This window comes from Rhizobium sp. PK7-22 (genome assembly GCF_056530405.1).
Genome location: NZ_CP096513.1, coordinates 768,309 through 780,122 on the forward strand (window position 1 = coordinate 768,309; position 11,814 = coordinate 780,122).

Sequence of the window (11,814 nt, forward strand, 5' to 3'; positions counted from 1 at the left end):
TTCTGGAAGAAGGCGATCAGGAAGCCCCCGTGAACCGCCTATGCTGCTTGAAGGCCTCCGTCGCCTCGATCAGAAGGCTCAATGTTCCGTTTTCCATCGGAGAGTGCCCAGCATCCGGCACTATCTTCAATACCGATTGCGGCCACGCCTTATGGAGTTGGTATGCAGAGTTTGGTGTGGCGATCATATCATGTCCACCCTGAATGATGGCGCAGGGAAGATGGTTGATGCTGTCTAAGTCCCTCAAGATCTGGTTGTCCTCGAGGAACATGTTGTTCTTGAAGTAGCAGGTATCGAGGCGTCCCATCCCCAGCACCGTCGTTTCGTCTCGGGCCATCTCTTCGACGGCTTCCGGATCATGCTCCAGGGAGGAGCAACTGCCGGAGTATTTTACCCAGCGGCGGCACGCCTCCAACCGAAGATCAGGGTCCTCCGACGCCGCTCGCCTGGCGTACGCGGCCAGCAGATCGTCTCTTTCGCTTTCAGGTATCCAGCTCGAGAAATCTTCGAATGCTCTAGGAAAGAAGCGGCGCATTCCGTACACGAACCAGTCGATCTCATCAGTGGTGCCGAGGAAGACGCCTCGAAGAAGAAACCCCAGACACCTCTCTGGATGTGCCTCCCCATAGGCCAATGCAAGCGTGGTGCCCCAGGAGCCTCCTGCGATCAACCAGCGGTCTACATTAAGATGTTCACGGAGCGACTCGATGTCAGAGATCAGGTGCTGCGTCGTGTTGTTTCTCAACTCCGCAAGCGGTGTCGACCGCAAGGAGCCCCGCTGATCGAATAGGATGATCCTATAGGAATCAGGATCCCAAAACCGGCGTTTGCTCGGATCCGCTCCCTCTCCAGGTCCCCCATGAAGATAGACAACAGGGATCCCGTCCGGATTGCCGCATTCCTCCCAGTATAGGGAGTGCAGGTCGTCGACCTGAAGTCTTCCGCTGCGATTGGGCTCTTCGATGGGAGGGAACAGGGAGTAGTTCTTTTTGCACGGCGCTTCCATGGCGGGCAGAACTTCTAGCCTCGGCTCACTGTTCCGCGTTCGTACGCTCACGGACTAAGGAGACGCGGTTCTCTCGTACAGGGTGACAAGTTGATGCCGTGGAGTTGCGGCGACGATCGCCCGCATAGTGCATTCACCGCGCTCGAACGCAGCATGCAAGGCGGGCGCATCTTTGGTGTTGCGCCCGCCTGCTGCGGTTCGTTCAGGAAAGAAGTTGAAGAAATCTACCCGATCATGCTCTTGATGCCCCTGAGCATCGCGAGGTGGCTTTGGATGCCTGCGACGCCGACGATAGAAGCACCACGCGCCATGGGGTCACCGCCATTGCGGGCATACTTCTTATGGATGGCCAGGAGTTCCTCGTGGCCGTCGATCTGGCCCTCGATATACATGGCATCGAACGCCGCACCTTCTGCAGCCTCAAGCTTTTCGAGGCTGGCGGCATGCTTCTGGCTTATCCCTGCGGCGCCCGGACTGGAGCCGAAAGCTTCGGCGACTGCGGCCTGTTCGGCAATCTCCAGTTCGGCAAATGTCTTGACGGCACGATGGTTCGCCTTTCGCAAGGCAAGCTGACTTGCCGCCGTTGCGAAGTCACCGCCCATGAGGGCGGGTAGTTTAGCCTGATCTACCGCTGCACCTTGGGCGAAAGCGAAGTTTGCGAGCGGAAGCACCGCCGCCGTAGCCGCCGTGCCGATCAAAAGAGTACGTCTGTTCATTGGCTGTCTCCTTGCCCCGCGCCAGCCGAACAACCTGTGAAAAGGCAAGTTCCAGTCTTGGTCCGCTCTCCTGGCCACCACTTGAAACCTTTCGTCACGGCTCAGGTTCGCCGGACGGAGGTGGCGGATGCTCGACAAACTTCCCAAAGTCACGGGACTGAACCCAAGCCTTCAGGTGGTGCGGGAGAAGTTGAGGACAAGCCTGTGGCTCGTGCCAACGCTTATGGCAAGCTTTGGGCTGGCACTGTCGGCGGCTGCCACGTCAGCGGATGCCGTTCTGGCCGACGCCGATCCGGCCAGGATGCCGATCCTTGTCTTCGTCAGTGCCCCGAGCGACGCTCGAGACGTCCTTTCGTCGTTGCTGACGTCTATGATCACCATGACCAGCCTGGTCTTTTCGATCACCATGGTCGTGCTGTCATTGGCCGCCAATCAGTTCGGGCCGCGTCTGATCCGCAGCTTCATGTCGACGCGCCACACGCAGCTTGCACTGGGCACCTTCGTGATGACCTCCGTGTATTGTCTTCTTCAGCTAGCCGCCGTCGGATCCAGCCTACAGAACGGCGCTGAAGCTTTTCCCAGCGTGTCCCTTGGGATTGGGCTCACCCTGATGAGCGTGCTTGTCCTCGTCTCCTATCTACACTTCCTCGCCCGGTCTATCGAATCGGAAACAGTGATCAAGCGCCTAGGCATCGAGATCACCGATATGCTTTCTGAACTGGATGATCTCGCTGAAGATCGCAATCATGATCCAGAGAAGGCCCTACCTGAAGGCTTCGACCAGAACGCCCACTTCTTTGGGCCCCGCGTCGATGGCTTCGTACAGAGCGTCGACGTGGAGAGGCTGCGCGAACTCGCTCAGAGGGCGAATATGTTCATCGGCTTCTCGTTCAGGCCGGGAGACTATGTAATCGCCGATGGGGGTGGGATCGGCATGTTTCCGGCCTCCCAATGGACGAAGGACCTTCAAGAGCAGGTTTGTCAGGCAGTCGTCGTTGGGTCCAGGCGGACGTCAACTCAAGATCCGGAGTTCGCGATCCGTCATCTCGTGGAGATGGCCGTAAGGGCACTGTCGCCGGGCATCAACGATCCGTACACGGCAGTCGCTGTCCTGGCGCAACTATCAGCGGCACTTTCCCGTCTCATGCGACGCGCTCTCCCCTCGTCGGTCATAACGGGCCCGGCGGGAGAACCGCGGATCGTGTTGCCCCGCTCCACCTACGCCACATTGGTCGGAGCTGCGTTCAATCAGATCCGCCAGAACGCAATCGGAAAACCGTTCGTCATCATGCATCTGATCGAGGCTATACAGCGCATAGCAGACCATGCCGAGCTTTCACAATAATGCGACCTGCTGGACGAACATCTGTCAGCGGCCGTGGAGGCTGTCGGTGATGTCGGTATGCTCGATCAAGAGGCCGTACGAGCCCGGGCGGAAGCCGCACGCGCGGCGATCGCGAAGGCTAAGGCCCGGATCCGAGGAGAGGCTGCAGGTCCTGCCTCCAGCTTCATAAGTGCGTAATCATGTGGCGACGGCGCCGGACTCAGCATCCGGGAACTCCGGAGCCTCATATTTGTTTGCTCCCACGCAAACACAGGAGGACCAGCTTTGGCTAACAAAACACTTGACGATCTTTTCTACGAAACGCTCCGAGACGTCTACTACGCGGAACGGAAGATCATCAGCGGCTTGCGGAAGATGGCGCGCGGTGCGCAGGACGAGCAGCTCAAGGCTGCATTCGAAAAGCACCGGGAGGAGACAGAAGAGCAGGTAGAACGCCTGCAGCAAGTCTTCGAGCTGATCGGCAAGCGAGCACGTGGCAAGACCTGTCCCGCGATCGAAGGCATTCTGGACGAAGCTGAAGAGATCATGGAAGAGTTCAAAGGCTCGCCTGCCCTCGATGCTGGCCTTCTTGCCGCAGCTCAGGCTGTGGAACATTACGAGATCAGCCGCTACGGCACGCTCAAGAGCTGGGCAACCCAACTTGGCATGGACGATGCCGCAAAGCTCCTGGAGACAACGCTGAACGAAGAAACGAAAACAGACGAGTTGCTGACAACCCTTGCCGAGCAGACGCTGAACGCAGCCGCACAGCAAGTGGCTGGCTGAGCGACGTGCTTGGTGGCGCACGCAGTAGCTCGGTCAAGAGGTAGCAGCCACAAAGGAATACCCGTTAATGTGATTGCGCCTGAGGCCATCAGGATGTCCATCCCGGGATGCATGGAAAACCGAGGAGGCCCTGATAAAGCTTCTTCGGCGGCAGGATCGGCAAGCTAGAAGACGTTGTAAGAGCGGTGACATGGCTAGCCTCAGATGAGGGAGATGCCCGGCTGCGCCCACCGTCGACCAGCAGGGTCTTGCGGGTCATCCGCGCAAGGTAGATCGCGGCCGTCATTCCACCCGGACCACCGCCCAGGATGATACAGTTCGAACGAGCTGTCCGAAACGGCGAGCTCGTTCGAACCTCTGCCAAGCATTTGGCGTCTCCGCGGATTCGATCTTCGGGAAGCGCCGGTAACCAGTGCAGAGCACTAGAAGTTCCAGTTCAGCGCCAACCTGAGGCATCCCTGCATGACGTGGCCTCCCAACCACGTGAAGCGAATTTCCAAGTGGCAGATTGGCTTTAGGCCAACATGCCTGTTCGTTGCACCTGGCCCCCTGTCAAGCGTACAGGCGATAGATGAACGTACCTGAAGAACCATCGCTCTTGAGCGGATTTGAACCTTCGACCTACTATTACTTCGGATGCGAGCCGGCAGATCAAGCACCTGGCCCATTTGGAATGTCGGGAAGGGGGCCGAAAGCAGAAGGTCTGTTGCTAGAGTAGCCTTTGGCAAAGCAGACTTTCTATCTGCCAAGGATGGTCGGTGGGCTAAGGCATAGGCGCACAGGCTTCCGGGAGATGGTTGTATTATCTCAGCCTTCTGTCTTCAAGGCGATTGAGCAGCCGAAATAACGTTTCGGATTTTCTGCAGACGCATTTCACGCGGCTCATGCATGTCGAGCGTGCCACGGAAGCCGCCGTCCGCATCCATCAGATAGACTCCAGCGGTGTGGTCCATCGTGTAGTTGACGCCTTCGGTCAGGACCTTCCGGGCATAGGCCGCGAACGCCTTCACGGCCGTCTGCGTCTGCTCCTCCGTTCCATGCAGCGCCATGATCCTTTGATCGAACGAGGTCATGTACGCCTTCAGAAGCTCCAGATTGTCTCTGTCCGGATCGACAGTGATGAAGATCACGTTGAAGTCGTCTGCGGCCGGGCCGAGCTCCTTCATAAGGTCCGTCAGCTCGAAGAGGGTGGTTGGGCAGACATCCGGACAGTGCGTGAAGCCGAAGAAGGCAAGGTACGGCTTCCCCCGGAGGAAGGCGTTGTCTACGATCTCGCCACGATGAGACGTCAGTTCGAAGGGCTTTCCGATGGCCGGCGTCGATGCGTCGGACGTCGCGGCCCGGCGGTTGTTTTCGGATGGGATCAGATAGCCGAACACGAGCAGCCAGCCTCCCACGAGCGCGACGATACCCCAGGTGATGATCCGAAAAATTCGAAGGCCTTTCACGGCGCCGCCTTTCTATGCAACTGATCGAAAGGGTCCCATACCCCCTCAAGCTGCTAGAGGGTCAACACCTTAAACCGGCCGCACGCCAATCCGCGCCGAAGTGCCGCAGCCTTGCCTAGTAGATACGATGGTTTGCCGTCAGAACGGCTTGACCCTCTAGCAGCTTGAGGTTTCATAAGGAGTACGATTTGAAGCAGGATTACCGATGAGCAGGTTCCAACAGGCAGCCGATGCGGCATGGACGCCCATGTTTTTGGCTTGGATCATGGCGCTCGTCTCCACGTTGGCGGCGTTGTTCATCGGAGAGGTGATGGGCCAGCTTCCATGCGACCTGTGCTGGCACCAGCGTGTCTTCATGTTCCCGCTGGTCGCCGTGCTTGGGACCGCATTGCTGCGTTCCGACGCCCGAGGCTGGCTCTACGGGCTTCCCCTCGCCGTCCTTGGATGGCTCGTGGCCACCTTTCACAACCTCCTGTACTTCGAGATCATACCCAAGGCGATCAAGCCATGCGGCGAAGGTCCTTCTTGCTCCGGAGACGGCATGACGGTCTTCGGATCAATCCCGCTGCCGCTACTGTCGGTTGCCGCTTTCACCATCATCATCGCGCTCCTCCTCATCGTGCGCCGGAGATCGTTCCCATGAAGAGACGTACCGTCGTTCTGTCCACCGCATTCGCTGCCGTCGCAGCCTTCGCCGGCGGGGCCGTTCTGTATGGAGGCAGGAGCGACGAAGCTACTCCCGCGCCACCTGCACCGGCAGACACTCTCGTGAGGATGCACTCGCCCATCATCGGTCCCGCCGCTGCTCCGGTGACGATCGTCGAATTCTTCGATCCCTCCTGCGAAGCCTGCCGCGCCTTCTACCCTCTCGTGAAGCAGATGATGGGCCAGACCGGGGACGATGTGCGCCTGGTGCTCCGGTACACTCCGCTGCATGAGGGAAGCGACGAGGCCGTCAGGATTCTCGAGGCGGCCAGGAAGCAGGATCTTTTCGAACGCGTGCTTGAAGCGCTTCTGGCACAGCAGCCGGCATGGGCCGTTCATGGTGCGCCCGATCTCGAGAAGGCGTGGCAGTTCGCAGTGGCCGCGGGTCTGGACGAGGAGAGAGCCCGTCAAGATGCGGCCTCCTCATCGGTGGACAGCGTCCTGGAGCAGGACGTGGCGGACATGAAAGCCAACAATATCCAACAGACCCCGACCTTCTTCGTCAACGGGAAGCCGCTCGCGGAGTTCAGCCCGCAAGGCCTATACACCCTGGTGGCGTCGGAGCTGGAGGTCGCGAAGGCGGGTTCCTGAAGTGGCGTCTCCGCAAGAAAGGGCGACGGAGCCAAACGGGCAGCCCTTGCTGTTCTGCATGTCGACCCAGCAATGAGATCCCACTGGGGAACCGGCTTGTCAGATGCTTCTGTCCCTTGACCTGCCAGACTTGATCTCGCTGGCAAGTCTGGCAACGAGGAACGAGGCGTCGTCGCCGGCCCCCGCGATCAGAGCGGAGGCTCTGTTCCTCTGCCAGGGCCTGCCGACGAAGTAGAGACCGGGAATCGGAGAGACGCCCTCCTGGTGCAGGAGCCGTCCTTCCACGTCCACTGCGCCTTCGATCCTTATCCAGTCGAACTCGTCCCGGTAGCCGGTCGCCCAGACCACGGCGCGCGGCGCTTCGCGCGATCCGTCCGCGAAGACGGCATGGCAGCCGTCGACAGAAACCAGCCTAGGCTTCAGCGCGACGCCCTTTCGGATCAGTGTGGCGTCGTCGTTGCCTCGGTTGGGGAACGGATCGATCCGGCGCATCCTTCTCCCGATGATGCTGTCAGGCTTTGCGCCCAGCAGTCCAAGACGCCTAAGCCACCACCAGGTGCTCTGCCCCAGGATTCGTTCGGGAAAGAGCTTGCGGGGTCGTCCCCTTGCAAGAAGCACGCGATGGCTGCCGGCAAGGGCCAGCGCGGCGTCCCTTCCACTTGCTCCGTCTCCGACGACGAGGACGGGACCTTTGGCAACCGACCCCGCACTCCGGAAGTCTGAGACGTGCATCTGCTGGATGTCGTCCGGGAATTTACTTGCTATAGCTGGCAAGCGCGGGATCTAGAACGGCCCGGTGGCCACGATGACCGCCGAGGCAGCATAGATCCTGCCTTCGCTGGACTTGGCTTCGAATGCGGCGATTTCCCGACGGAGAGTTGAAATCCGGGTCCCGGTCTCGATACGGTGGCCGCCTATCTCCGCATATCGGGCGAGATATGCCGCGAACTCGTCCTTCGTGGCATATCCCTCGGTATCGCCTGGAAGGGGCAATCCGGGAAGGCTGCTGATGCTCCGCGGCGTGAAGAGCGTCAGGGATTCATAGCGCTGCCGCCAGCTATCGCCGACCGCAGCGGCGGCGTCTACAAGGAGGTAGTCGACCCCCGCCTTCTTCAGTTCGTTCGCGGCGGCAAGCCCCGCCTGTCCTGCGCCAATGACGAGGACCTCCGTCCGACGGGTTCCACTGCGGCTGTCGCTGACGTCGCTCGACATGACTAGGGCCGAACCTGAGTGAGAGCTTGCATGCTCGCAGCAAGCGTTGCGGCCTTCGCGAAGCTCCTGACGTTCATCGTTCGTCACGTCAGTTCCCGGATGCCTGGTCGGACATGCTACCGGCTCCCGCCCTCTTCCTCGCACCCTGGAACGGATCGGCAAGCGCCGCCTCCGGCCGGCTGACGGGATACTTGATGCCGGAGATGCTGGCTGCCAGCTTTTCGGGGCCATTCTTCTTCAGAAGCGCGCGGAAGCTGGGGTGCATTCCTCCGTCGACATAGGCGGTGACGGGAGAGGCCTTGCTCTCCGCCAGGGCGGCGTCGACCTTCTGCTTCTCCGCATCGATCTTCGCCATGATCTGCGGATCCGGCTGCGTGACAGGGGTTGGACAAGCTGCCAGTGGATCGCCGGGCTCGCCCCCTTCGAAGGCTGTGTTGAACACGTATCGCCGACCACAGGCCGAGACCTTCGGCTGCTGCTTTGTAAGTTCGAAGGCGTCGTAGCCCTCCTTGAGCATGCGCCAGAACGACAGGTTCTCGTCGTTCCTGTGGAGTGCCATGTTGTCGGCCGTCATGCGGAACGGATACGCCTGCACCTGAAAGTGGTTCTGACCGGAGGAGAGCGCCTTCGAGACGATCGCGTAAATCTCGCCGACGCCTTGGTCGGTAAGAGCGTAGCATCCTGCGGAGGAACATGCGCCATGGACCATGAGCGCATCCCCCGTATAGCCGAGAGCGGATTCGAGTCGATTGGGATATCCGAGGTTGAAAGACACGTAGTACTGAGACTTCGGGTTCAGCATGCCCGCCGTCACATGATAGTAGCCTTCCGGTGCCTGACGGTCCCCGTTTTTCGTCTTTGGACCAAGCTTGCCGGACCATCTGCACATCGGATACGTCTTGAGCAGGGCATACCGGCCCGCCCCGTCCATCTTCCAGACCTCAAGCTCGCTTTCCTGCTTGAAGATCCTGACAAGCACGGGGCTTTCGGCCTTCATGCCCTTCTTGGACATCTCGGCGATCATCCTGCTTGGGATCTGCGGCGGCGCCTTGGCAGCCCCGTCCAAGGCCATGTCGGCTGCTACGCAGCTCGACAGCAGCAGTCCCACGGCCGCCATGCCCGCGAGAGGACGTATCGCATGCTGAAGGGAAGTCTTCCTGCTCCGGACGGTCGCGATCAAGTGCATTCCTCTGACGTTGGTGAGCTCGTGCTGCTTTTCGAGACCAAGGTCCCTCTCATGTCGCTCGAAAACCACCGCAGAACATGACGGATCGTCGAATCTGTGCCATCCTAAAACCTCTAGCGGCTTTAGCTGCAAGAGGAAAAGTGACCCGTATCACCGCGCGTGCTCGAGCTGTTGCAGGGAATGTTGACTTCACGATGGCGGGTGGTCGCGTTGGGATGAACTTCAAAGACCAAGAGGATCCAAATGCTGACGATCGGCGACCTGGCGAAGACAACCGGCGTGAAGGTGCCTACCATCCGCTACTACGAGCAGATGGGTTTGCTTTCGCATGCAGAACGTTCCGAGGGCAACCAGCGCCGCTACTCCAGGAGCGAGCGCGACAGGCTTTCATTCATCAAGCATGCGCGGGAACTTGGCCTGACGATCGAGGCGATCCGCGAGCTGATCGACCTCAGCCAGCATCCCGAGAAGCCGTGCGCGGAAGCCGATCGTATTGCGGCGGAGCAGCTTGCGACGGTACGCCAGAAGATCGCGAAGCTGAAGAAGCTGGAGGCGGAGCTCGAACGGATTTCGACCCAATGCCACTCCAACCATGTGCGCGACTGCTACGTTATCAGGGCGCTGGCCAACCATGATCTGTGCGAGGCGGATCACGATTAAGTCGACGAGCGACACCACCGAACTCCGAAGCGGCAAGACTTCGGCCCATTAGGATTTTATTGACCATACTCGCTTCTACTAGGGCTCCCGGATCCGACCGCGATCCGTTGTAGCGTGTAGGAGTGTGCGGTGAGCGAGTACTGGAAGGGCATCGTCGGCCGTGTCGTAGCGATGGCTTTTCGAAGTGTCGCGGGAAGAACCTGCACTGCAGCTCTGACTGCAATGGCGATCTTCGGTTCGCCGGGCGCCGCAGCCGCGGAGGAACGTGCGCTGAAGCTCTTCTTCACGCACACTGGCGAACGGGCGACCATCACCTACAAGCGCGACGGCCGGTTCGACCAGAAGGGCCTCGCGCAAATCAACCGCCTCCTCCGGGACTGGCGCAAGAACGAGCCGGCGCGCATGGATCCCCGCCTCCTCGATCTCGTCTGGGAGATCTACGGCCGGAGCGGCGCCAAGGACTACATCCATATCGTTTCCGCCTACCGTTCGCCCGGCACGAACAAGATGCTCCGCGGCCGCTCGCGAAGCTCCGGCGTCGCCAAGAACAGCCAGCACACGCTCGGCAAGGCGATGGACTTCTACATTCCTGGCGTCAAACTCTCCAAGCTCCGGGCGCTGGCGATGCAGGCGCAGGTCGGCGGCGTCGGCTACTATCCCACATCCGGATCGCCCTTCGTCCACCTCGACGTCGGGAACGTCCGCGCATGGCCCCGCATGTCCCGCCAGGAGCTCGCGACCATCTTCCCGGACGGCAAGACGATGCATCTTCCATCCAACGGGAAGCCCCTGCCTGGTTACCAGCAGGCGGTCGCGGACTACAAGCGGCGCGTCGGTTCGAAGTCGATCGAGATCGCCAGCACCGCTGGCGGAAGACGCTCGTCCAGCGCCGGAAGCAGCCTTCTCACCGCAATGCTGCCGACACCGACAAGCCGCGCGCAGGAGGCTCTGGACCTACAGCCAGGAGCACGCGTCCAGGATCTTGACGAACCCAACCCAAGCTACGTAGACCTTGCCTCCTTTGCCGTCCCCCTCCCCATGCTTCGGCCTGCCGCCATCGCAGAGGCGGCTCCCGTGGAGACGGCGTCTCTGGGACCGGTCACGGCTCTAGCTCCAGTCACTCTCGTCGGAGAGATGCCGCTCTCGAACCTGCGGCAGCCGTCGACCGACACGCTCGGGTTCCTTCGGTCGGAGATGGATGACGAAGACGAATTCGACTCCGAGGAGGCGATCATCTCTTGGGCGCTTTCGCCTCCTGGAAGCTCGACGGGCATGAGAGCGCCGGCGTTCCTCTTCCAGTCCGGCGCGACCGAGGCCGGCGTTCCATCGAACGACGCACCGGTCCCCATGCCTGATGAGCCGAAATTCGATACGGGACGCTTCTGGTCGGGCAGCTAGTTCTAGTCGGCCAATCGAGCCTTACAGGCGGTTTGAAGATCGAAAGAAATGACGAAGGCGCTCGACCCGTTTCCGAGGAGCGCCTTCGTGGACCCGGACAACTGCACGCGCGGCCGAGAGCGGCGCTGCAGGCAGTCATCTATGACGGGTGGTGAACCCTAGATATGAGCTGGCTGCCTCAGTTTCAAGGGCTTCGGGTCTTGGTCACCTGCCATCTCAGGGCTTCGAATGTCCCGTGTGATCCTCGGCGGGAGCCGGGGCCGACGCCTTGGCCTGGACGACGAATTCCACCTCGACCTGGCCTGCCTTCTCGAACTGCAGGGTCGCCTTGAACTTCTCGCCCTCGGCTGGACGCTGCTTCGGGTTCACGAGCATGATATGGGCGCCGCCCGGCTGCAGGTTCAAGGATGCTCCTGCGGGGATTTCGATGCCGCCCTTCGCCGGACGCATACGGGCGACGCCGTCTACGAGCGAGGATTCATGCAGTTCCAGCCGTTCGGCGACGGCCGTGCTGCCGCCGACAAGTCGATCGGGCTCGCTGCCTGTGTTGACGATGGTGAGATATCCTCCAAGAACCGGTGCGACCGGAGGCGCTTTGGCAGACCACGGGTGCTTGAGCTCGAGGCTTCCCACCTTGAAGTCGTGGGCCGTGGAGATGCCTGGAGCGATGCCCGCAGTAACGACCGCTGCAAACGCGAGGGCCTTGATGATTTTGTGCTTCATGATTTCAACTCCATATGCTCGGGATACTCTTTGGTCATCAACTCGAACATTTCCGCAGG

13 protein-coding genes are annotated in these 11,814 nt (G+C 60.5%); 6 read left to right on the plus strand and 7 right to left on the minus strand.

Going from position 1 to position 11,814, the window contains the following annotated elements; all coding sequences use genetic code 11:
* Positions 1-16: 16 nt before the first annotated feature.
* The gene (gene pip, locus M1E10_RS03840) at positions 17-1,006 is read right to left on the minus strand and encodes an alpha/beta hydrolase family protein (protein ID WP_499172797.1); all 990 of its coding nucleotides are present in this window, start codon (positions 1,004-1,006) and stop codon (positions 17-19) included.
* A 224-nt stretch (positions 1,007-1,230) separates the two neighbouring features.
* Entirely contained in the window at positions 1,231-1,722 is a 492-nt protein-coding gene (locus tag M1E10_RS03845; RefSeq protein WP_499172798.1) for a DUF4142 domain-containing protein, read from the minus strand.
* 127 nt (positions 1,723-1,849) lie between these two features.
* Here M1E10_RS03845 and M1E10_RS03850 point away from each other — a divergent pair, with 127 nt between their 5' ends.
* Together M1E10_RS03850 and M1E10_RS03855 are read left to right on the plus strand one after the other, a co-directional pair.
* The gene (locus M1E10_RS03850; RefSeq protein WP_499172799.1) at positions 1,850-3,067 is read left to right on the plus strand and encodes a DUF2254 domain-containing protein; all 1,218 of its coding nucleotides are present in this window, start codon (positions 1,850-1,852) and stop codon (positions 3,065-3,067) included.
* A 264-nt stretch (positions 3,068-3,331) separates the two neighbouring features.
* Complete coding sequence (locus M1E10_RS03855) at positions 3,332-3,832, plus strand: YciE/YciF ferroxidase family protein (protein WP_499172800.1); 501 nt, start codon at positions 3,332-3,334, stop codon at positions 3,830-3,832.
* Between the two features lie 821 nt (positions 3,833-4,653).
* Here M1E10_RS03855 and M1E10_RS03860 read toward each other — a convergent pair.
* Positions 4,654-5,280 carry an SCO family protein gene (locus tag M1E10_RS03860; RefSeq protein ID WP_499172801.1) on the minus strand — a complete coding sequence of 209 codons (627 nt, stop codon included), beginning with the start codon at positions 5,278-5,280 and terminating at the stop codon, positions 4,654-4,656.
* 205 nt (positions 5,281-5,485) lie between these two features.
* Here M1E10_RS03860 and M1E10_RS03865 point away from each other — a divergent pair, with 205 nt between their 5' ends.
* On the plus strand, positions 5,486-5,923 hold the full coding sequence (locus M1E10_RS03865; protein WP_499172802.1) for a disulfide oxidoreductase: 438 nt from the start codon (positions 5,486-5,488) through the stop codon (positions 5,921-5,923).
* Complete coding sequence (locus M1E10_RS03870) at positions 5,920-6,576, plus strand: DsbA family protein (protein ID WP_499172803.1); 657 nt, start codon at positions 5,920-5,922, stop codon at positions 6,574-6,576. The genes M1E10_RS03865 and M1E10_RS03870 overlap by 4 nt, the downstream gene beginning before the upstream one ends.
* Positions 6,577-6,675: 99 nt before the next feature.
* Here M1E10_RS03870 and M1E10_RS03875 read toward each other — a convergent pair whose 3' ends face one another.
* From M1E10_RS03875 to M1E10_RS03885, 3 genes are all read right to left on the minus strand, one after another.
* Positions 6,676-7,350 (minus strand): NAD(P)/FAD-dependent oxidoreductase, encoded by a 675-nt coding sequence (locus M1E10_RS03875; protein ID WP_499172804.1) that lies wholly within the window; start codon positions 7,348-7,350, stop codon positions 6,676-6,678.
* Positions 7,351-7,359: 9 nt separating this feature from the next.
* Positions 7,360-7,788 carry an NAD(P)/FAD-dependent oxidoreductase gene (locus M1E10_RS03880; protein WP_499172805.1) on the minus strand — a complete coding sequence of 143 codons (429 nt, stop codon included), beginning with the start codon at positions 7,786-7,788 and terminating at the stop codon, positions 7,360-7,362.
* Positions 7,789-7,876: 88 nt separating this feature from the next.
* Positions 7,877-8,905, minus strand: coding sequence for a L,D-transpeptidase family protein (locus tag M1E10_RS03885; protein WP_499173469.1), 1,029 nt, complete (start codon positions 8,903-8,905; stop codon positions 7,877-7,879).
* Between the two features lie 312 nt (positions 8,906-9,217).
* Here M1E10_RS03885 and M1E10_RS03890 point away from each other — a divergent pair, with 312 nt between their 5' ends.
* Both M1E10_RS03890 and M1E10_RS03895 read left to right on the plus strand, forming a co-directional pair.
* Complete coding sequence (locus tag M1E10_RS03890; protein WP_499172806.1) at positions 9,218-9,634, plus strand: MerR family transcriptional regulator; 417 nt, start codon at positions 9,218-9,220, stop codon at positions 9,632-9,634.
* A gap of 171 nt (positions 9,635-9,805) precedes the next feature.
* Positions 9,806-11,032, plus strand: a complete 1,227-nt coding sequence (locus M1E10_RS03895) for a peptidoglycan L,D-endopeptidase MepK (protein WP_499173470.1) — start codon at positions 9,806-9,808, stop codon at positions 11,030-11,032.
* A gap of 216 nt (positions 11,033-11,248) precedes the next feature.
* Here M1E10_RS03895 and M1E10_RS03900 read toward each other — a convergent pair whose 3' ends face one another.
* The gene (locus M1E10_RS03900) at positions 11,249-11,755 is read right to left on the minus strand and encodes a copper chaperone PCu(A)C (protein WP_499172807.1); all 507 of its coding nucleotides are present in this window, start codon (positions 11,753-11,755) and stop codon (positions 11,249-11,251) included.
* Positions 11,756-11,814 lie beyond the last annotated feature (59 nt).